The 21808-nt window shown below is 39.2% G+C and carries 24 protein-coding genes; 13 read left to right on the forward strand and 11 right to left on the reverse strand.

The window, feature by feature from the left end; translation table 11 throughout:
• The first annotated feature begins 80 nt into the window (after nt 1-80).
• Complete coding sequence (locus tag AC07WY_RS17410; RefSeq protein ID WP_494736819.1) at nt 81-1100, forward strand: carbon-nitrogen hydrolase family protein; 1020 nt, start codon at nt 81-83, stop codon at nt 1098-1100.
• A gap of 206 nt (nt 1101-1306) precedes the next feature.
• Here AC07WY_RS17410 and AC07WY_RS17415 read toward each other — a convergent pair whose 3' ends face one another.
• The 4 genes from AC07WY_RS17415 to AC07WY_RS17430 form a co-directional block, all read right to left on the reverse strand.
• Nucleotides 1307-1582 carry a type II toxin-antitoxin system RelE/ParE family toxin gene (locus AC07WY_RS17415; RefSeq protein WP_494736820.1) on the reverse strand — a complete coding sequence of 92 codons (276 nt, stop codon included), beginning with the start codon at nt 1580-1582 and terminating at the stop codon, nt 1307-1309.
• Nucleotides 1582-1869, reverse strand: a complete 288-nt coding sequence (locus AC07WY_RS17420; RefSeq protein WP_494736821.1) for a CopG family ribbon-helix-helix protein — start codon at nt 1867-1869, stop codon at nt 1582-1584. The genes AC07WY_RS17415 and AC07WY_RS17420 overlap by 1 nt, the downstream gene beginning before the upstream one ends.
• Nucleotides 1870-2433: 564 nt before the next feature.
• Complete coding sequence (locus tag AC07WY_RS17425) at nt 2434-2796, reverse strand: hypothetical protein (protein WP_494736822.1); 363 nt, start codon at nt 2794-2796, stop codon at nt 2434-2436.
• 16 nt (nt 2797-2812) lie between these two features.
• Nucleotides 2813-3013: a hypothetical protein gene (locus AC07WY_RS17430; protein WP_494736823.1), complete on the reverse strand. Its 201-nt coding sequence runs from the start codon at nt 3011-3013 to the stop codon at nt 2813-2815.
• Between the two features lie 224 nt (nt 3014-3237).
• Between AC07WY_RS17430 and AC07WY_RS17435 the strand changes: the two genes are divergently transcribed.
• Entirely contained in the window at nt 3238-4392 is a 1155-nt protein-coding gene (locus tag AC07WY_RS17435; RefSeq protein WP_494736824.1) for a methionine aminotransferase, read from the forward strand.
• Between the two features lie 127 nt (nt 4393-4519).
• The gene (locus tag AC07WY_RS17440) at nt 4520-5887 is read left to right on the forward strand and encodes an MATE family efflux transporter (RefSeq protein ID WP_004718718.1); all 1368 of its coding nucleotides are present in this window, start codon (nt 4520-4522) and stop codon (nt 5885-5887) included.
• A gap of 95 nt (nt 5888-5982) precedes the next feature.
• On the opposite strand, the gene AC07WY_RS17445 is transcribed toward AC07WY_RS17440, so the two are convergent.
• Nucleotides 5983-6828 carry an SDR family NAD(P)-dependent oxidoreductase gene (locus AC07WY_RS17445; RefSeq protein WP_004818325.1) on the reverse strand — a complete coding sequence of 282 codons (846 nt, stop codon included), beginning with the start codon at nt 6826-6828 and terminating at the stop codon, nt 5983-5985.
• Between the two features lie 212 nt (nt 6829-7040).
• On the opposite strand from AC07WY_RS17445, the gene AC07WY_RS17450 reads away from it, so the two are divergent.
• From AC07WY_RS17450 to AC07WY_RS17465, 4 genes are all read left to right on the forward strand, one after another.
• Nucleotides 7041-7715, forward strand: coding sequence for a TetR/AcrR family transcriptional regulator (locus AC07WY_RS17450; RefSeq protein WP_004718721.1), 675 nt, complete (start codon nt 7041-7043; stop codon nt 7713-7715).
• A gap of 273 nt (nt 7716-7988) precedes the next feature.
• Entirely contained in the window at nt 7989-8699 is a 711-nt protein-coding gene (gene phoB / locus AC07WY_RS17455; RefSeq protein ID WP_004718724.1) for a phosphate regulon transcriptional regulator PhoB, read from the forward strand.
• 25 nt (nt 8700-8724) lie between these two features.
• Nucleotides 8725-10083 carry a phosphate regulon sensor histidine kinase PhoR gene (phoR, locus tag AC07WY_RS17460; protein WP_004718725.1) on the forward strand — a complete coding sequence of 453 codons (1359 nt, stop codon included), beginning with the start codon at nt 8725-8727 and terminating at the stop codon, nt 10081-10083.
• A 24-nt stretch (nt 10084-10107) separates the two neighbouring features.
• Complete coding sequence (locus AC07WY_RS17465; RefSeq protein ID WP_494736825.1) at nt 10108-10539, forward strand: hypothetical protein; 432 nt, start codon at nt 10108-10110, stop codon at nt 10537-10539.
• Between the two features lie 51 nt (nt 10540-10590).
• On the opposite strand, the gene asd is transcribed toward AC07WY_RS17465, so the two are convergent.
• The 3 genes from asd to pncB form a co-directional block, all read right to left on the reverse strand.
• Nucleotides 10591-11442, reverse strand: a complete 852-nt coding sequence (gene asd, locus AC07WY_RS17470; protein ID WP_419259690.1) for an archaetidylserine decarboxylase — start codon at nt 11440-11442, stop codon at nt 10591-10593.
• Nucleotides 11439-12287 (reverse strand): sulfurtransferase, encoded by an 849-nt coding sequence (locus tag AC07WY_RS17475; protein ID WP_239046682.1) that lies wholly within the window; start codon nt 12285-12287, stop codon nt 11439-11441. The genes asd and AC07WY_RS17475 overlap by 4 nt, the downstream gene beginning before the upstream one ends.
• A 92-nt stretch (nt 12288-12379) precedes the next feature.
• Nucleotides 12380-13606, reverse strand: a complete 1227-nt coding sequence (gene pncB / locus AC07WY_RS17480) for a nicotinate phosphoribosyltransferase (protein ID WP_004718736.1) — start codon at nt 13604-13606, stop codon at nt 12380-12382.
• 279 nt (nt 13607-13885) lie between these two features.
• On the opposite strand from pncB, the gene dtd reads away from it, so the two are divergent.
• Nucleotides 13886-14326: a D-aminoacyl-tRNA deacylase gene (gene dtd, locus AC07WY_RS17485; protein WP_262084790.1), complete on the forward strand. Its 441-nt coding sequence runs from the start codon at nt 13886-13888 to the stop codon at nt 14324-14326.
• 94 nt (nt 14327-14420) lie between these two features.
• Here the strand turns inward: dtd and AC07WY_RS17490 are convergent, their stop codons facing one another.
• The 3 genes from AC07WY_RS17490 to serB form a co-directional block, all read right to left on the reverse strand.
• Nucleotides 14421-14900, reverse strand: a complete 480-nt coding sequence (locus AC07WY_RS17490; RefSeq protein ID WP_004718739.1) for an SCP2 sterol-binding domain-containing protein — start codon at nt 14898-14900, stop codon at nt 14421-14423.
• Nucleotides 14901-15116: 216 nt separating this feature from the next.
• Nucleotides 15117-15431, reverse strand: coding sequence for a ciprofloxacin tolerance protein AciT (gene aciT / locus AC07WY_RS17495; RefSeq protein ID WP_004818318.1), 315 nt, complete (start codon nt 15429-15431; stop codon nt 15117-15119).
• Nucleotides 15432-15861: 430 nt separating this feature from the next.
• Nucleotides 15862-17082 (reverse strand): phosphoserine phosphatase SerB, encoded by a 1221-nt coding sequence (gene serB / locus AC07WY_RS17500; RefSeq protein ID WP_004718743.1) that lies wholly within the window; start codon nt 17080-17082, stop codon nt 15862-15864.
• Between the two features lie 77 nt (nt 17083-17159).
• Here serB and AC07WY_RS17505 point away from each other — a divergent pair, with 77 nt between their 5' ends.
• From AC07WY_RS17505 to thiL, 5 genes are all read left to right on the forward strand, one after another.
• Entirely contained in the window at nt 17160-18446 is a 1287-nt protein-coding gene (locus AC07WY_RS17505) for a hypothetical protein (protein ID WP_494736826.1), read from the forward strand.
• Between the two features lie 290 nt (nt 18447-18736).
• A complete protein-coding gene (ribBA, locus tag AC07WY_RS17510; protein ID WP_004818315.1) occupies nt 18737-19858 on the forward strand; it encodes a bifunctional 3,4-dihydroxy-2-butanone-4-phosphate synthase/GTP cyclohydrolase II in 1122 nt (373 codons plus the stop codon).
• 97 nt (nt 19859-19955) lie between these two features.
• Complete coding sequence (gene ribH, locus AC07WY_RS17515; protein ID WP_494736827.1) at nt 19956-20426, forward strand: 6,7-dimethyl-8-ribityllumazine synthase; 471 nt, start codon at nt 19956-19958, stop codon at nt 20424-20426.
• A gap of 3 nt (nt 20427-20429) precedes the next feature.
• The gene (gene nusB, locus AC07WY_RS17520; protein WP_004718751.1) at nt 20430-20879 is read left to right on the forward strand and encodes a transcription antitermination factor NusB; all 450 of its coding nucleotides are present in this window, start codon (nt 20430-20432) and stop codon (nt 20877-20879) included.
• Between the two features lie 11 nt (nt 20880-20890).
• Nucleotides 20891-21808, forward strand: a complete 918-nt coding sequence (gene thiL, locus AC07WY_RS17525) for a thiamine-phosphate kinase (protein ID WP_494736828.1) — start codon at nt 20891-20893, stop codon at nt 21806-21808.

Consider the following 21808-nt stretch of genomic DNA (forward strand, 5'->3'; position numbering starts at 1 on the left):
TGCTCAGCATACCCCCTGATCAATCTTTGGCTCTATAACCAAAAGTGCAATATTGCTTAGTTATTGAGAAAGGATCACTCATGAAAACTTCAATTAAAGTCGCTTGTGTACAAGCGGTTCCTGTATTTCTCGACTTACAAGGAAGCGTAGACAAAACCATCAAAATTATTGCTGAAGCAGCAGAAAAAGGGGTCGAACTTATCGCCTTTCCAGAGACTTGGATTCCTGGCTATCCCTGGTTTTTATGGTTAGATTCTCCCGCTGCAAATATGCCGTGGGTATATCAATACCATCTCAACTCTCTTGAACTTAACAGCGACCAAGCCAAACAAATTGCAGATGCTGCAAAAAAACATAATATGCATGTGGTTTTAGGCTTGAGTGAGCGTGATCATGGCAGTCTGTATATTTCCCAATGGATTATTGATCATCATGGTGAAACCATCGCTGTACGTCGAAAATTAAAAGCCACCCATGTAGAGCGGACTTTATTTGGTGAAGGTGATGGTAGTTCTCTGCAAGTCTATGACACTGCACTTGGTCGCATTGGAGCACTGTGCTGCTGGGAACATTTACAGCCCTTAAACCGTTATGCAATGTATTCACAGCACGAACAAATCCATATCGCAGCATGGCCTAGTTTTAGCTTATATACGGATATGACTGCCGCACTGGGCGCAGAAGTCAACAATGCTGCTTCACGTCTGTATGCAGCTGAAGGACAATGTTTTGTGCTTGCATCTTGTGCGATGGTTTCTCAGGAAATGATTGACGCTTTATGTAGCGATGACACAAAGAAACAGTTACTAAAAACTGGTGGCGGTGCATCACGAATTTATGGCCCTGATGGCGGTGATCTTGTCAAACCACTTGCCGAAGATGAAGAGGGTCTGTTAATCGCTGACATTGATCTTAATCATATTATTTTTGCCAAAAATGCAGCAGATCCTGTTGGGCATTATTCTCGTCCAGATGTTTTTCAATTGGTCTTTAATGCTCAACATAAACCCAACGTGATTTATTCAGCACCTATTGTACGTTCCGCTATCGAACCAACAAATGTAGATGTGACAGCAGAATTGGAAGTTGAAGGAGAATAAATGATGATTTGCTGTTTTTAGTTGTGGAAGCTGTATAACTCAATCTTGGTTAATTTTTAAATAAAGGAAGGTTCTATAAGGGTCTTTCTTTAATAGAGGGCTCTTTGGCTATAAAATAATTTATTGTTTAAAATAAATTCTAAACCATGTCTCAAATAATAATTTCCTAAATTTTGATAACCTTTTTGTATCAAATTAAATTATTTCTAATTAGCATCCCACTGTTGCGATGTATGTAAGACTCTTAAAATACGGACTGTATCTACAATGTCATACACCACAACATAGTGTGGATGAACAACCAATTCTCTTGTTTCTTTCTTTTGTCCAATTCGTCCCATGAGATTATTATGGGCCAGTAAACTTACTTTCTCTCGAATTAAGTCATCTAATTCAATTGCAGCAAGTGGATTCCTTTCATCAAGATAATCATAGATTCTCTCACGATCTAATTGTGCATCTACGGTCCAAAGAATATTCATTACTTTTTAGCAGTCAACCGTGCCAATGTTGCAGCTCGTTTTGCAGCAAATTTAGCTTCTACGTCCTCATGAGAAATCAGATTCCCCGCATTCGCCTGATCTAAGCCAATTTGTACTTGCTTTTGAAACCAGACATCATAAGATGCCGCTTTTTGTTGTTGCTTTACAAAATCGCGCATGAAATCACGTAATAATTGCGCTCCGCTACGATCCATATCTTTCGCAAAACTAGAAAACTCTTTCTTTAAAGACTCATCCACTCGGAATGTGAAAGTCGCTTCTGTCATAGTTTCAGCTCCAATGTGTTACATTTGAATTCAAATATAACACAAAGCAATATATGACGCACAAAAAACCTTTAGATAGATCTTGAAGTAAATGACTGCTTGATTCATAGATATTTAGCTATAAAAACGAACTAGTTGCCATTAAACAATTGGATATATCGGTTTGTGTAAATTACTACATCAATCGAATAGCACCGATTTATCAGAATCAAAGCCAGTATGATCCCTTAATGAGCCAAAGTTTTGATATATTCTTTCAAACTAAGAATAAGTACATCTTTGGTCATGTTCCAAATACTCAGGATGAGCCATTGGAAGTTAGAGGGTTTTAACCAAACCAGTAAAAAGCGATTCAATCTAGTATGTTCAAAAATATTTGATCAAAAAAATCTTTATGATTTTCAATTATGTAAAAATTGGATTAAAAAAGCGTGGAACGTGAAAAATCACGAAAAAGCCGTTCTAGTGCGCTGAACCCTAGAACGGCTTAGGCTAATACATTGATGCTTATAGGAAAAATTCAAGCATTTCGCATAAGCCGTATTATGTTAATTTTAGGAAAATTTAAAAATGACTATCAAAAATATCCATTTCATTCTCAGAAATTTTAAAAGAATTTGCTACCACTATAAATTCAGAACCATTTGAAAATAAAATATAAGTATTATTTTCAATAGGTTTTTTTAAAATATTTTCAATAGGTTTTTTTAAAATATTTTCAATATGATTTATATTAGTTTCTGTTGGGGGCTTAAATTTAATTCCTTTTAAAAATCTAGGTAACTCCATATAATCAACCCCCATAAAAATTAGATCAATATTTGTATTATATGAGGAATTCATAGGACTCCTAATTAATAATTGACCTAAACTAACTTTATATTCCCATACCTGAAAATTTCTATATGTATAATCATCAACAATCATTAATAATCACTCCTAACTATTTGAAAGGATTATCTACTTTTTTACCATCATTCCAAAATGTAATTTTATCCCAAAATTGTGGATTTTCTTTAATTTTTAAAAGTTCCCAATCAGTTGCACCTCCTCGTCCAGATGCTGCTCGTTGGACACCCTGCCATACATTTACATCAGTCAAATTAAAATGAACAGGAACATTTGGATTACTTAATGCATCCATTACACCATTTTTCCATTTTGTTACATCTAGCAAATTTTTCCAAGTAGAGGCATTTAAATTTTTTGCAAAATCATCTAAATGTTCCCCTATCCCTAAGTCTTACTTTCTCAATCTTAAACTCCTCCCGTACACCTCCCCCTAACCAATAGATTACTTAATCCTATTCAGCTCCTTAAAACGACCTGCTAAACTGCCACCAATGCATTTATAAAATCAGTCTGGTCATGATCGAAATCCACTCCAAACTCCCTACACAAGGCGTCACCATTTTTAGCATCATGACCGCTATGGCACATCGTCTTAACGCCCTTAACTTGTCACAAGGTTTTCCAGACTTTGACGCGCCACCTGCGTTGCTACAAGCTCTCAGCCAAGCCACATTAGACGGTTTTAACCAATACGCAGCGGGCGATGGTTTATTAGCGCTAAGAGAACAACTGGCTCAACTATTTTTAAAACGTGATCAATTACAACTTGATCCAGTCACCGAAATCACCATCACTCCTGGGGCAACGATCGGGATTTTTAGCGTAATACAAGCCATCATCCATCAAGGCGATGAAGTTATTATTTTTGATCCAAGCTATGACAGCTATGCACCAAGCGTGCAATTGGTCGGTGGTAAAGCCATTCATATCCCACTCAATGCGCCTGAGTTTTCCGTGGATTGGAATCAAGTCAAATCTGCGATTACAGATAAAACCCGTATGGTGATTGTAAATACTCCACACAATCCAACTGGGGCAATTTGGTCTAAACAAGACTGGCTAAATTTAATTGAACTGATTCAAGATAAAAATATTATTGTGCTTTCAGACGAAGTCTATGAGCATCTGATTTATGACGGTGAAAAACATTATTCAGCATTGTCATTTCCAGAACTCAGAGATCGTAGTTTTGTGGTGGGTTCTTTTGGTAAGACCTTTCATGTGACAGGTTGGAAAACAGGTTATTGCATTGCGACACCAGAGCTCATGAAAGTATTTCGTCAAATTTATCAATTTGCCAACTTCTGTGGGGTAACCCCCGTGCAAATGGCACTTGCCAATTTTATGCAACAGCATCCTGAACATATTGACGGGCTATCAAGCTTTTATCAGCAAAAGCGTGACCTGTTTATTTCAGGTATTGCGGATTCAAAATTCAGTTTAATCCCCTCTCAAGGCACATTCTTTCAAAATGTCGACTACAGCCAAATTCGCCCAGATTTAAATGATGTAGATATGTGTAAATTCTTAGCAGAAGAACATAAAATTGTGGCGATTCCAGTTTCTGTTTTTTATAAGCAAGCCCCTAAAAACTTACGTTTAGTGCGTTTTTGTTTTGCTAAAAAGGAGCAAACTTTGATTCAGGCCTGTGAAATTTTAAATCAAATTTAATCCCGATCCATACAGATCCTCTCTGTAAAATTAAAGCCTGAGTTACTCAAATACTCAGGCTTTTTACCCAGCGTTTGTTATATTATCAATAAGATAAAGACACTCGAAATAGACAGTAGAATAAAAGATGCCAGCTCGTCCCGATATGCTTCACCAACCCAAATTCTGGAAGGTTTTTTTAATCTTCCTTGGCCCCCTGATTCTAACCAATATTCTGCAAAATCTGTCTGGAACAATTAATACCATTTTTGTTGGGCAAATGCTGGGGGTAGAAGCGATTGCCGCAATTTCGGTATTTTTTCCGATTCTATTTTTATTGCTGGCTTTTGTGATTGGTCTATCTACAGGTGCAACTGTTTTGGTTGGACAAGCGTGGGGCGCCAAAGATATCGAAAAAGTGCGTACCATTGTTGGCGCATTGTTATTTATGACCCTGATTGGTGGATCAATCATTGCCTTTTTAGGGGTGTTTTTTGCCAAAGAAATTCTATTGCTTTTGGGTATAGATCCCAAAATCATGCATCTTGCACTGCCCTATGTTCAATGGATGTTAATGAGTAGCCCTTTTCTATTCATCTATATTACCTACACCTCTATTTTACGTGGTGTGGGTGACAGTACCACACCATTGATGGCCTCAAGTCTGACGATCATTGTGGGTGTGATTGTAACCCCAGCCTTGATTGGCGGTTATTTTGGTCTACCTAAGCTCGGCATTATTGCTCCAGCAATTGCCAGTGGCTTAGGCTTTATTTCGACCTTAGCTTTTCTCTATATCTATTTGAATAAAAAAGATCATGCTTTAAGACCAGATTCAGCGTTAATTCAACATATCCGCTATCACCCACAATTTAGTCGCAGTATTTTGCGCTTGGGTGTGCCGACAGGTATTCAAATGGTGACCAACTCGGTCGCAGGTCTGGTGGTGATTGGACTGGTTAACCAACATGGTGCACATGCAACAGCGGCCTATGGTGCAGTCAACCAAGTGCTCAACTATATCCAATTCCCTGCATTGTCGATTGCCATTGCGGGTTCCATCTTTGCGGCGCAAGCGATTGGTGCTGGGAAATCTGAGCTGTTGGCAAAAGTGACGCGAACGGCGCTGCTGAGTAATATTGTGATTACAGGTTCATTGGTACTCTTGGCCTATATTTGTTCAAAATATTTGATGGCGTTGTTTATTACAGATCCATCAGTGATTGAATTGGGTCAACAATTATTATTTATTGTGTTATGGTCGATTATATTTTTTGGTGCAAGTGCAATTTTTGCCTCGATCATGCGTGCCAGTGGAACTGTAACTGTTCCTATGATTTTTAATATTTTATCCATCCTGCTCATTGAAGTTCCATGTGCTTATTTATTTAGCCAGTGGTTTGGTTTACAAGGCATTTGGTATGCGCTTGCACTGACCTTTTTCAGTCTATGCCTTATGCAAGGTTTGTATTATCAATTTGTTTGGAAAAAGAAAACGATTGAGATCTTAATTTAAATGAATGGATATTGAGTTCTTATTCAGCGCATAATTTCACAATGTCTAAAATGAAAAAACCGTCAGCTTGACGGTTTTTTCATTTTATAAATCAATTATTTTGGTTCTAGCTTTTTACTAAACTTGGTCGCAAAACCTGTAATTTTTTGATATCCAGTCGGTAAAATACGCTGAATTAAATCCAAGGTTTTTGCATCATTCCCAATAAGCAAACGACGTTTGTCTTTTAGGACAGCATCCAACATCTGTTGAGCAGCATCTTCTGGTGGCATACGTAATAGTTTATTAAATGCTTTTGCTGATTTGTCAGGATTCATTCCCAAAGAACGTAAACTGTCATTCATACGCGCATCATTTGCAATATTGGTACGAATACCGCCTGGATGAACGCATAGCGCTGATACACCACACTTTTCGATATCTAATTCTTGACGTAATGATTCAGTAAAACCACGTACCGCAAATTTAGATGCATTATATGCAGACTGGGTCGGTTGCGCGGTTAAACCAAACAAGCTCGAAATGTTGATGATATGCCCATCACCTGTTTTCTTGATATAAGGTAAAAATTCTTTTGTTCCGTATACAACGCCCCAGAAATTGATATCCATAATCCATTCTAGTTCGTCATAAGATGCACCTTCCACGGTAGAACCTAAAGCTACACCAGCATTGTTAAAAATCATGTTTACAGAACCATGATTTTGCACTGTGTCCGCAGCCCAAGCTCGCATTTCTTCAACTTTGGCAACATTCACTTTCTTTGAGGTCACACGAACATTATACGGTTTGACCAGTTCAACGGTTTCAGCTAAACCTTTTTCATTCACATCACTAATGGATAAATGACAACCTGCTTTTGCCAATAAAATAGCAAGTTGTTGTCCCATACCAGAGCCAGCACCAGTAATTGCAGCGACTTTGTTTTTAAAATTTTTCATTGTCTATCCTTTTTTAAACCCGCACAAAGCATTCAGAGTGATGTGCAGCTCACTTGCTCAATATAATTTTGACAATCATTATTGTCAATATTATATTATGATTTAGCCGATGTTTTTTTATACAAAAATTCTAGAATAGGTTTCAATGGCTTTTATTGCTAAAATAAGCGCTTCTTTGTGACAATCAAATATGACACGAGTAATTTTTTACAATGAATGAGCCACTTTCCACTGAAAAGAAAACTATAAATAAAGCAGCCAAAGAGCGTCAATTTAAAGGCATGTCCTTATCTGAGCGGAAACTTGCACGTCGAGAAAAGTTAATCGAAGCAGGGATTGAAGCTTATGGTACGCATGGCTTTTTTTCTGTCACCGTCAAAGATATTTGTAATGAAGCCAAGCTGACTGAACGTTATTTTTATGAGTCCTTCAAAAAAAGTGAAGAACTGTTCCAAGTCATCTTTCTACAGCTGATTGAACAATTACAGCAAACCGTGATGCAAGGCGTCATGCAAGCAGCACCTGATCCTAAAAATATGATTCGTGGTGGCTTAACTGCAATCTTTACCATGTTAAAAAATGATCCACGTGTGGCGCGTATTATTTATATCGATGCCATGCTGGTTCAGGAACTGCATAATCATGCCACGATCCATGAAACGATGGGCCGTTTTGACCGATTAATTCACTCCTTTGTCACCCTAATGATGCCGCATATTGAACGCAGTGAACAAGAAATTTCCTTGGTTGCCACAGGTTTAAATGGCTATGTAACTCAAATTGCGGTGCGCTGGGTCATGGGTGGATTTAAACAATCGCTTGAAGAAATTGTCTCAGCATGTGAAATTGTATTTATATCGCTGATTGATTCATTTTCATCTAAATAAGCTTTTTAGCCTGAACAATCCTGTCATAAAATCGTCACAAAACTGTCAAATAGAAGATTTTTATGTTCAGTTGAAATAAATTTCTTTTCTCAAAATGGAACATTTATTTAAAAATGTCATGGATTATTCATCATATCGACGATTATTTGTCACATTTTTTTGCAAAAATTCGTCAACATCTTCTTTTTGCAATGATACTGTCATAATTAATCTTTGTAATAAGCCTGTCATAAATAAAAGACGGTACACCGTTCATACATAGGATATTGCGTTGTGAAAGATGACTATATATTAATCGTCGATGACGAACTTCCGATTCGAGAAATGATTCATACCTCATTGGATATGGCAGGTTTTCAATGCCTGCAAGCTGAAGATGCAAAACAAGCCCATCAAATGATTGTTGACCAACGACCATCTTTGATTTTACTCGATTGGATGATGCCTGGCGGTGTGAGCGGTGTAGACTTATGTCGTCGCTTAAAACGTGATGAAAACTTGGCAGAAATTCCAGTCATCATGTTGACAGCACGTGGCGAAGAGGACCATAAAGTTCAAGGTCTTGATGCTGGTGCAGACGATTATATGACCAAACCATTCTCTACCCGTGAATTGGTTTCGCGTATCAAAGCTGTCCTTCGTCGTGCCAATGCACTCAGTGGCGAAAAAACCATTGATGCCAATGGATTAATACTTGATCCAGTGAGCCAACGTGTCAGTTTTAGTGATAATATTTTAGAAATGGGTCCAACGGAATACCGCTTATTGGCATTCTTTATGACACATCCTGAACGTGCTTATACACGTGCCCAGTTACTTGATCAGGTCTGGGGTGGTAACGTGTATATTGAAGACCGTACCATAGACGTACACATCCGCCGCTTACGTAAAGTGCTTGAACCTTATGGTGCTGATCGCTACGTACAAACTGTACGTGGAACGGGTTATCGCTTCTCTACCCGTGCAGATGTTGCTTTAGGTTAAGCATTCTCAAGGTAAATAAATTTCTATGTATGAACCCTACCCCGTCCCAGATCTTGCACGAGAACATAAAAAATTCCGTTATAGTAGCTTGTGGGAATTTGCAAAACAAGATTTACGCCTGCTTGGTTTTTTACTCATCATTGGCGGATTTATTGGTTTAGGGATAGGGTATTTTTGGATTTGTATTTCCATTGGTTTTGCTGTTTTTTTTCTATTTCAATTACGCTCTTTATACTTGGTGAATGAGTGGATTTCGAATCGTCCTTACGACTCTCCACCCAATCTAGAAGGTATTTGGGGGGCACTGCTTTTTAATGTTTATCGTGCACAACGACAAGAACGGGTTGTTCAAGCTGAAATGGTCGGATTGATTGACCGTGCGCAATCCTCACTGATAGCTTTAGCTGAAGCTGTGGTTTTAACCGATGAATTACATCAAATCGAATGGTGGAATCCTGCTGCGGAAAGATTGTTGGGCATTCAACCGCTAGATCGTGGTCGTAACATCTTGACCATTATTCGCCAGCCGAGCTTTATTGAATATTTTAATAATATCGACCAATCTCCAGATGGCATTAAAATAAAATCTTCGGTTTATGAAGAGCATTATGTACAGATTAAACTGACACGTTTTGGTAGTGAAAGCCGTTTGCTCGTCGCTTACGATGTCACACGTGTACATAATCTGGAACAAATGCGCAAAGACTTTGTCGACAATATTTCACATGAACTTCGTACCCCGCTGACTGTACTCAGTGGTTATATCGAAACCTTTACCGACCAAGAAGATTTAAATCCGCGCTGGAAACGTGCCTTTGAACAGATGCAATCGCAAACACGTCGAATGAATGCGTTGGTCAATGACTTACTCTTGCTTTCACGTTTGGAAGGCAATAAACAAGTCGCAAAAAATCAAATCATCGATATGCCGAATTTGATGAATCAGCTTTTTGATGATGCACAAGCCTACAATGTCGATTATGGCCATACTTTAAATTTAGATATCGACAGTCATTGTGACCTGATTGGCTCTGATGCGGAGCTTGCCAGTGCGTTTAGTAATTTAATCACCAATGCGATTAAATACACCCCTAAAGGTGGCACTGTTACAATCGGCTGGCATGATGACAGTGAACATGGTTATTTCACTGTTGAAGATACCGGGATCGGGATTGACCCAAAACATATTCCACGTTTAACCGAACGCTTTTATCGCGTAGACAGTGCACGAAGCCGTCAAACGGGTGGAACTGGGTTAGGGCTTGCCATTGTGAAGCATGTTTTAATGCAACATAATGCGTATTTAGAAATTGATTCTAAAGAAAATCGGGGGTCTATTTTTAGAGTGGTTTTCCCCAAAGAGCGCCTTGATTTTGCAGGTTAATATTTGATTTTTTGATTAATTCTGATGAAACTATTTCTAGATTGTGAATTTAATGGCTTTGGTGGTGAATTAATTTCACTGGCATTGGTTGACGAGAATAATCAACATTTTTATGAAGTTTTAGAATGCGCTGACCCAATTACTTGGGTTAAAGACCATGTCATGCCTCGTTTAAATCAAAAACCGATTTCATTAGCGCAATTTCAAAGTCACTTACAGCTTTATTTATCTCAATATACAAGTCTTGAAATTGTGGCAGATTGGCCAGAAGACTTTGCCTTGTTTACCCGTAGTCTGGTACTTTCTGCAGGAAAATGTATCCGAACACCTCCGCTGACCATGCAGTTATGGATGCAGGATCCAATCGAAACCCATGTTGCCTCTGAAAACCCACACAATGCATTAGCAGATGCACAGGCTTTAAAACTGTCTTATTTCAATGCCATAAGGCTTTAGACTCTGTGACTTTCTACAACAGAAAGTGCACCTCATCATAGAACACGCAAATTAAACGGTATGCCCTAAAGCTTCGCCCATCACCACAATAGAATTGGCTTTAAACTGTTCATCCCAAGTGATTTTATTCTGTTCAAACAATACAACTGCGGTTGAACCTAAATAAAAACGTCCAAGTTCAGCACCCTTTTCTAAGGCTAAATCATGCTGGTTTAACTCTAAACGCCCTGTTGGTTTTACTTTACCAGTCGCCACAGTTTCAATTCCTGCCACGATCATTGCACCCACGAGAACAACCGCCATACGTCCTAATTCGGTATCAAACAAACAGACCATACGCTCATTACGCGCAAATAAACCAGGAATATTCTCTGCTGTCGTTTGGTTTACTGAAAATAACTCACCAGGGATATACAAAGTTTCTGTCAACGTTCCTGCAAATGGCATATGGACACGGTGATAATCACGTGGTGACAAATAAACCGTGGCAAATTCACCATTGATAAATGGTGCAGCCAATTGCGGATCGCCAATCAATTTGTCTACAGAAAAACTTTGGCCTTTGGCCTGAAATACATCACCATCTTTAATTTTACCCAACTGAGAAATTGCACCATCTGCTGGAGAGACAATACTGGTCTGATCTGTGTCAATTTCTCGGACACCGTCTTTTAAAGCACGGGTAAAAAATTCATTGAATGATTTATATTTTAAAGCATCACTTTGCTCGGCAATAGAAAGGTCTATTCCATACTGTGCTTTAAATGCTTGAATCGCTAAATTTTTAACAATTGGATTTTCACTGGCTGCAACTTTACCAACAACACGGCTGAGTTGCTGTTGCGGAATGACTTTTTGTGCTTGGATAAAAATTTGTTTTTTTAACGTTGATGTAAGACTCACGCAGGTGATTCTCCAGTAATAATTGGACTATCGAGGCGATTGCCCCACTCGCTCCACGCACCATCATAGGCTTGAATATTCCAATCCAATAACCGACCCAAGATATAAGCCAGACCAGAACGATGATGTGACTGACAGTACACCACCACAGGCTGGTCAAATTGAAAGCCTAATTGTTCTAGACGTTGTTGCGTGCGTTCTAGAGGATGCAATTTTAAATGATTTTGACGATTAATTGCAGTACTCCATTCAAAATGTTGTGCACTTGGAATGTGACCGCCGCGTCGCGCTGCTAAACGCTGTCCCGTATATTCTTCTGAAGTTCGACAATCCCAAACTTGAATCGCTTGCTGTTCAACCTTTTGCAACAGTTTTGCATATTCAATTCGGTGTTGATCAAGATGTTGTAAATTGACAGTAACTAAGGGTTCAACTTTGCTAAAGCTTTCCGCTTCAGCCGAAGTTGGGTAGCCTGCTGCCAACCATGCATGAATTCCGCCATTGAGTAGACTGGTATTATAAAAACCAAGGCAATGTAAATTCCAAATCAAACGCCCAGCCCAAGCACCACCTTCATCATCGTAGACCACAACATGATGCTCGGGAGAGATGTTTAAATACTCAATCAGCGCTTTTAAACCGTCCTCATCAGGCAATAACCCTGAAGCTTGTTCTTCCTGTCGAACCAACAGTTGTGGTTTAACATGTAATGCATGTGGAATATGTAATTGTTCATACACAGAGCTACGACTTAGATCGACAATACGAATTTTGTCATGCCCTAAAAATGGCACAAGTTGTTCTGCTTCTATGAGTAATTCGAAGTTAAAGGCTGATGTAGTCATACGTTTTTCTATTTTAAGACCTTGAGCACAAATGATCTTAGCACAGTGTTTTTTACCAATATGCTGATTTTTCACATTCTTTTAGCAAAAATTCAGATATCAATTTTCACTGCTTCGACAACTTCAGGTATTTCAAAGACCTGTCGTAAGTAAGCCAAGAAAGTATCGTTATCCGTCATGGTTTTTCCGGGACTATCTGAAATTTTCGCTACAGATTGACCATTACACTCCACCAGTTTTAACACAATATTGAGTGGCGTTTGCCCCATATCATTGGTCAAATTGGTACCAATACCAAAACTGACTTGAAAACGATCCTTAAAGTATTGATACAACGCCCACGCACGTTCAATATCTAATCCATCACTAAAGGTTAGCATCTTGGTTTTGGTATCAATTTTTAGTTTTCGGTAGTGTTGATAAGCTTTATCGCCCCATTCAAATGGGTCACCACTGTCATGACGTAAACCATCGAATAACTTAGCAAAATACAAATCAAAATCTTGTAAAAATGCATCCATACCGACCACATCGGTCAAGGCAATGCCCAGATCACCACGATACTCTTGTACCCAGGTTTCTAAAGCTGCTTTTTGAAAATCTCTTAAACGGACATCTAGCGCTTGGAATGCTTGTAGAAACTCATGCGCCATGGTACCGATTGGATGAATATTTAATTCCTTTGCCAAAAGGACATTACTGGTACCTCTAAACACATTCGGTACAGCTGCATGGAAAGTCTGAATCACATGTCTTTGCCAATCTAGACTATAACGACGACGAGTACCAAAATCTGAGACTAAAAATGGAGGAGCTTGAGTGCCTTGTTGCTGTTCAAATTTCTTTAATAATTCAACTTTGGCTTGTAGACGACGTTCACCTTCAACATAAATGTCATCATTACGAATCCGGCTAAAATAAAGTTCATTGACAATCGCCAGAACAAAAATTTCAAACATCATCGCCTGAACCATTGGGCCTTCAACCCAAATGTCTAAACGACCTTGTTCATCAATACCCGCTTTAATAAAACGGCGTTTGAGTTGGAATAATTCTAAATAGTCGACAAAATCACTTTTGATAAAACGCATACTGCGTAAATATTGCAATTCATCTTCTTGGAATTTGAGTAAGCAGAGATGATCGAGCTGCTCGTTCAAATCATCCAGAATATCTGTCAGGGGATAAACCGTAGCATCCAGATTACGACAGCGAAAATGATACACACTGTGCGTTTGAGGAAATTTATGTAGCACCACTTGTAACATGGTAAATTTATATAAATCTGTATCGAGCAAGGATTGGATGATTGGCGCCATATCTATTTTAATTTCGCTATGCTGTTTTTATTAAAGCATATTTTTCACTGAGATAACGTAATCATTTATAAGTGATGAACTATATTTTCAGTTAAGCTCAACAGAAATCTCAGCAGAATTATTTTTTCAATTTATCTACTCATATGATAATTTTATAAATTCTATTTTTATTCAAAAGCTTATCAATATTTTCAACTTTTCAGCAATGGCTTACTCGCATCAACTTACAGGGTTTTCCCTGTTAGAATAGCACTATCGTATTTTAGTCTTATTGTTTATATGCGCGCATTATTACAAAGAGTGTTAGAAGCCAAAGTTGTTGTTGATGGTGAAACCACGGGAGAAATTCAAAAAGGAATTTTGGTTTTTCTAGGCTTAGCGAAGGATGATAATTTTGAAAAAGGTCAAAAATTAATTGATAAAATTTTGAAATATCGTTTCTTTGATGATGAGCAAGGCAAAATGGGCTGGAACGTCAGCCAAGCCAATGGCGGGATTTTATTGGTTTCTCAATTCACCTTAATGGCACAAACGCAAAAAGGCTTGCGTCCAGACTTTGGGCCAGCCATGCCGCCCACTGAAGCCCAGGCACTGTATCAACAATTGGTTGATTATGCTCGATCACAATTTAAAAATGTTGAGACGGGTATTTTCGCAGCGGATATGAAAGTGCATTTGGTCAATGATGGGCCTGTGACCTTTAACTTAGAAGTTGAATAATTAAAAGCTGAATAATCAAAATTTTGAGCTTAATGCCAATGTTTAAATCTTAAAAAGCCCGATCAGATCGGGCTTTTTAAGATTTTCGATTCGCTTAGCGTCCAATCTTCTCTTTTAAGAATTGGCGTGCCAATTTAATTTTATCTTTCACTGGTTTTGGAACTTTTGGTGGAATCAGTTTAGCCACTTGGTTAAACCAGACCAACAAACTGAAATCGCCTTCCATTTTGATACTGCCGTTTTGCATACCCGTCATAAAAGCCGTTGGATCGCCTTTTACCAAAGTTTTTACACCTTGCTCACTGTCAGCAAACTGTAAAACAAAATCAGCTTTTTGTTCAGCACCTGAAACTGTATCAATTTGACCATTGTTCACAATAATTTGGCGTGCCACGCCCAAGTCAGTACCAATCTGAATACGGAACTGACGGTCATGGGTCAATTCAATAAATTTTGGACTGGTACGAGCCAATTGTTTCATACGAAGTGCTAAACCCAATACAAGCAAATCCAGTGGATCTGTACTTGCATCAACGATTGGTAACTTCACAACTGGAATTGCAGAAAGTTTCATGACATTTAAGCCTGTTGTTTTTTAAATTAGATTCGAATTTGCTCATCCTAACATAACTTGTCATTGCGTAGACATGGCTTTCAGAGCAAAGTATAAACTGAAAAAAAGGTATACCATTATGATATACCTTGGAATGTCTAAATTGATTTTTTTCGTGTAATTAAAGTCACTATTGTTATCTTAGCGTTCATATTGACTGAAGTTTTCACTCAAAACTTATTCATCTTCATAGACTGGGGTATGTTCAATATATTGGCGATTTGCCAATGCTTTTTGTGCACGACTGTCTTCACGCAATAAAAGAGCAATCAATGCAGACATCGCCAACATAATCGCGGTTAAATAGCTATATGCGACCGAAATATCAAAGATGTTCTGTACACTATAACGCATTGCTTCCAAGGTGCCCCAGAAGATCATGCCTGCAAACATAAACCCTAACCAATGACGATAAGGGGAAAAGAAAACGGTAGCCAACGCTGCAGCAATTAGACCGAATCCAATCAATGTTGCAAATGTTGTTGATACCATAACAACCTCCGTCAAAATGATGCCTTATAAAAAAACCGTTTAAATAGGTGTTTCACAACAATTTCAAGCTTTATAATTTTTCTTAAATCACCTTATAGAAGCTTATGCTTTGCATTATGTATAGTTTTTAAGAGAAGGAAAGCGCTGTTTTCTGGTTAAACGACACACTTTGTCGCAACATTCATTTGTCATTACATTTTTTAAGAATCCTGTTTTTCTCACAAACTAATTACCATCAATCATGCAGTGTCATTACAAAAAAATACACACAGCTTTTAATCCCTGAAAAACTTTTTTTAAGTTCTAAAACGAATATTTTTATCAAGCTGTTTTATTGAGCGCGAATGGCAGCAAAGTGATTCATTTTCAAATAAAAAATAGCGACTTAAAGTCGCTATTTGTCATGATTCTGCAATATAACCCATGTCATTTAAGCACGGGACAAATCTTTATCATGGACGCCTAAAAGATAAAGCACACCATCTAGGCCTACACTTGAAATGGCTTGATTGGCATTTTGACGAACCACAGGTTTCGCACGGAATGCGACTCCGAGCCCTGCAATTGAAAGCATCGGCAAATCGTTTGCACCATCTCCAACCGCAATCGCTTGCTCAGGTGAAATCCCCATTTTCCCAGCCAACTCAGTTAACAAATACGCCTTGCGCGCTCCATCAACGATATGGCCTTTAACCTCACCTGTCACGACTCCATTTTCAACATCGAGGATATTGGCATGCACTTCATCAATGCCCAATTTTTCTTGTAGATATTCAGCAAAGTACTGAAAACCACCAGATAAAATCGCAGTTTTATAACCTAGTGATTTTAGTGTCGAGATTAACCGCTCGGCACCTTCTGTCACGGTTAGTCGTTCAGCAATTTGAGGCAATACTGTGGCATCAAGGCCTTTAAGTAAAGCAACGCGTGCACGGAAACTTTGTTGAAAATCCAACTCCCCTTGCATTGCACGTTCAGTAATTTCAGCGACTTTATCGCCCACCCCTGCTTCTTTAGCAAGTTCATCAATCACTTCTTGCTCAATCAAAGTCGAGTCCATGTCGAAGCAGACTAAGCGACGATTACGGCGATAGGCATTGTCTTCCTGCACCGCGACATCAATATTTAATTCAGCAGAAAGCCGTAAACATGCGGCTCGCATCGCCTGTGCATCCAGCATTTGCCCACTCAAACCGAATTGAACACATGAACGTTTCAGCCCATCTTGGTGTCCATTACGCTCGGGACGCCCCGACAAGCGCGTCACTGTTTCAATGTTAAAACCTTGACTTGAAACAATATTGGTTACCGCTTGTAGATGTTCGGCTGTGAGCTCTGGTGCTAAAGCGGTTACGATATAACGTGTGCGCCCACCTTCACTCACCCATTGGTCATATTCTGCGCCTGAAATCGGCTTAAAACGAACAGTTAAACCAATATCATGTGCTAAAATAAGAATGTCTTTCATGGCTAAAGCTGTTGCAGTTTGATCGTTTGACGACACTACAATACCTAAAGTCAATTGATTATGGATGACCGCCTGTCCTACATCTAATATTTGCAAAGAATGTACGGACAACACTTGCATTAATCGAGTAAACTGATTGGGTTGGTCAGGTCCTAAAAATGAAATAAGAATGATTTCTCGCATGAATTGACTCGGGTCTGAGCTACAACAATTGGAAGAATCATAATCGAAATCGAAATTTTTTGCTTTGGAAGTTTACGTTGAATGCGCCAAGACAAGGGCTATTTGCTAGCCTACTTATTGTAAGTTTTGCATTTCATACCTTTTTATTGGTAGTTGCAACAACACATCAGTTGAATGAAAACCGTGCCAGCCAAGGCCAACTCATGACCAGCCAATTGGTCACGGACAGCCTATCTGAACTCGAACCCGCAAATACGGTGTCATTGGCGCTGTTGGCAAATCGCTATGCGACCAATCCAAGTGTGGCTTCGATTCGAATACTTGATGCTAAAAAACAAGTACTGGCAACCAGTGGTATGGCAAAAACGCGTCAAGGTGAAGTTTTTGTTCGTGATGCATTACAGAACGAGAAAAAAGTCGGCACTATTGAAATTACCTTGATCAAGCCAAGTATTGGTGAAATTTTACGGACCCAATGGCTGGCTATTTTAGTGTCCTTATTGATTCATACCTTCTTATGGTTGGCCTACCGCGCCATCGCTCGCCCAACGCGCAGTGAATTTTTGGCTCGCATCAACAATGAAGCCCGTTTAAAACACGAGATTCAACAACTGACTGAAGCACTTGAAGCTGAGAAAGCCAACCGCACGATTGCGATTGCCCAAGCTCAACAACAAGCGCAAGCCAAAGCAAAACCTGAACCCAAAACTCCTGTAACCACAACACTGGAAAATGACCAAGAGATTTTGGCGCTGAATATTCAGTACTATGATCCAAAGCAACTGATGAATACGGTCAACCAGTCGGTTTCACTGCCTTATTTTAATTTATGTCAGATTTTTCTGAATAAAAGTATTGAACTTTGCGCACAGCATTTCAAATTGAATGCAAAAGATTTCACCATTCATCAAGAATTTAATCAGAATGGTGCAATCCTGAGTATTGATGCTGAAAAACCCAATGCAGCACAATCTATATTAATGGTTGGTTCGGTATTTCAATTATTGTCAGAAGTTCTGTATAAACGTTACCGTGAAGATAAGCGCTTTGTGTTACAGACACGTTGTGCGGTCACCACCTCAGTAGAGGCGATGCAACTTGATGCGTCTCAAGCGGCTGAGCGCTTGGTGAATCATTTAATTGCCAAAGAAATGGCATTGTATTTAAGCAATGATCAACTCAAGCATATTGGTGATTGTTATCAATTGGTTGCCTTACCAAATCCAACCAATGTGTTGACCCGTCACTCATTTATGATCAATGGTATGAATAATGACTGTGCTGAACTTGCACAAAATATTCGTACTGAAATTTTAAAAGGTAAGAAAAATACACCAAGTTCTGAAGCAATCTCAGAGAATTAAGTATTTACCATCTATTAACCCTCCTCTTTTTTAAAGTGCGAGGGTTTTTCTTTTATTACGCTCAATTTCCGATAAGTTAATCTTATTTTTTTCGAAATGAGTGTCTGATCTTTATACTAAATCACGATAAATCAATTTTCTTCTCTTTTCATTGCCCTACAAGCTTGTGTATAACTATCTATCTCAAAGGAAGATGATAAGCATAGGCAAAATACGTAAAAACACGTTAGACTATGCTCCAAATGTACTCAATGAAAATGTCATACGACAGAACAAAAAGGTGAAGGTTGATGCCGCTCAATACTGTTGAAGAGCTTGTAGCAGATATCCGTGCAGGTAAAATGGTTATCCTGATGGATGACGAAGATCGTGAAAATGAAGGCGATTTAGTCATTGCTGCAACACACGTACGCCCTGAAGACATCAACTTTATGATCACCCATGCTCGTGGTCTTGTATGCCTAACACTGAGTCGTGACCGCTGTAAGCAACTCGATCTACCATTAATGGTCGACCATAATGGCGCACAACACAGTACAAATTTCACGCTTTCTATTGAAGCTGCAAATGGTATTACCACTGGTATTTCTGCCGCAGAACGTGCCCATACCATTCAAACTGCAGTTGCAGCACATGCCAAACCTGCTGATATTGTACAACCTGGACATATCTTCCCATTGATGGCACAACCAGGTGGTGTATTACACCGTGCTGGACATACTGAAGCTGGCTGTGACTTATCTCGTTTAGCGGGTTTAGAGCCAGCATCTGTGATTTGTGAAATTATCAATGAAGATGGCACGATGGCACGTCGTCCAGATCTTGAAGTATTTGCTGAGAAACATGGCTTAAAAATTGGTACAATTGCTGATCTGATTCATTATCGTATGACCAATGAACAAACCGTAGAACGTTTGGATCAACAAAGTATAGATACTGAATACGGTACCTTTGATTTATACCGTTACCGTGAAATTGGTAATCCAGACATTCATTTGGCTTTGGTCAAAGGTGAACCGAAACAAGGAGTGACGACTGTCCGTGTACATGGTTTCAATCCTGTACGTGATTTATTGAAACTCAATAAAAAAGATGGTGAGCCTGCTTGGAACCTTGATAAAGCACTCAAAACGATTGCCGACAGTGATCGAGGGGTTTTGGTCTGGATTGGTCAACGTCATCTATCTGACTTAGGCCCTGCTTTGGCAGAACTTGGTAAGCCAAAACCAACAAAATCAAATGCTGCACTTTCACAGCAATACCAAACGATTGGTGTTGGTGCACAAATTTTACGTGATCTCGGTGTTGAAAAGATGAAACTTCTTAGCTCACCATTACGTTTCAATGCATTATCAGGCTTTAATTTAGAAGTGGTGGAATACATCACTGCTGACCAAAAAACTGGTCAATAATTTTTAATCAGACTGCATTTATTGCTCAATTAGGTTTTTAGTCGGGAAATAAAAGCAGTCGGTACAACCACTTATCTGTTAAATTATCGAGGTTGCCATGGCGATTCGCCGAATTGAAGGTTTATTACATCTCGCGAGCGAAGACCGTTACGCGATTTTAGTTGGTCGTTTTAACAGCTTTGTTGTTGAACATTTATTAGAAGGTGCAATTGATACATTGCATCGTCATGGTGTAAACGACGATAATATCACTGTCGTTCATGCACCGGGCGCATGGGAACTTCCAGTTGTGGCTAAAAAACTAGCAGCTTCTGGTAAATTCGATGCAGTGATTGCACTTGGCGCAGTGATTCGTGGCAGTACGCCACATTTCGACTTCGTTGCAGGTGAATGTGCCAAAGGTTTAGGTGTAGTTGGTTTAGATACTGGCCTACCTGTAATCAATGGTGTATTGACTACGGATAGTATTGAACAGGCGATTGAACGCTCTGGTACAAAAGCAGGTAATAAAGGTGGTGAAGCTGCCCTTACTGCTATTGAAATGGTTAACCTGTTAAAGGCAATTTAAAGCATGTCGCAAACACTCCAAGCTACTTATGCAGCAAAACGTAAAGCACGTCGCTTTGCTGTACAAGGGATTTATGAATGGCAAATGAGCCACAACCCAGTGCATGAAATTGAAGCACGTACCCGTGTTGAAAACGCAATGCATAAAGTGGATCTCGGCTATTATCATGAGTTGCTCACAGCCGTGATCGCAAACCATGAAGCATTGGATGCTTTACTTGTTCCTGTTCTGGATCGTGAACTAAGTGCATTAGACGGTGTAGAACTTGCTACATTACGTTTAGGTGCATACGAACTCAAAGACCATCTTGAAGTCCCTTATCGAGTTGTGCTCGATGAAGCCATTGAGCTGGCAAAACACTTTGGTGGTGCTGACAGTCATAAATACATCAATGGTGTATTAGATCGTTTAGCAACAAGCCTGCGTGAAGCAGAAAAGCAACAAAGCAAATAAGTTGTTTTTACATGGCTGAGTTTTCAATTATTGAGACCTATTTCAATCGTCAGCAACAAACTGATGTTGATTTAGGCGTCGGTGACGACTCAGCTCTGCTCTCCCCACCTTTGAATCATCAATTGGTGATTTGCACAGATACCCTTGTCGCTGGTCGACATTTTCCCTTAGAAACATCTCCACATGCCATTGGCTGGAAATCTGTTGCTGTCAATCTTTCAGATATTGCTGCAATGGGTGCAAAACCCCACAGTATTTTACTCGCATTGAGCCTATCCCAAATTGATCATGACTGGCTAAAACAATTTAGTCAGGGTTTATATGATTGTTGCGATCAATTTGGCGTACGTTTAATTGGTGGTGATACCACGCAAAGCCCACATCTCACTATTACCGTCACTGCACTCGGCTGGATTGAAACAGGCAAAGCCGTTACCCGTTCTGGTGCACAAGTCGATGATTTAATTGTAGTCAGTGGCTCGATTGGTGATGCCGCTTTTGGGCTAAAACATTTAGGACATCCCCTACAACAACGTTTAGATTACCCAACACCGCGCTGTGAACTAGGCGTGATGTTAAAAGACTTGGCGTCCAGTATGATTGATGTTTCAGATGGGCTTGCTCAAGATCTCGGGCATATCTTAAACGCCTCTGGTGTCGGTGCAAAAATAAATTTAAATCAACTCCCGATTCAGTCAGCTTTAAGGCAACTCAGCGACAATGAGCAATGGAAATATGCTTTAGCAGGCGGAGATGATTATGAGTTATGCTTTACAATAACTATGCAAAATTATGCTAAACTTTTGCAATTAAAACCAAATGTAACCACTACAATCATCGGCCAAGTTACACAAAAATCTGGGATTGTATTTGAGAAAGATGGCTTAGACCATCCACTTCAACTTCAAGGGTACCAACACTTTGCATAA

The organism is Acinetobacter sp. GW821-FHT01C12 (assembly GCF_059422625.1).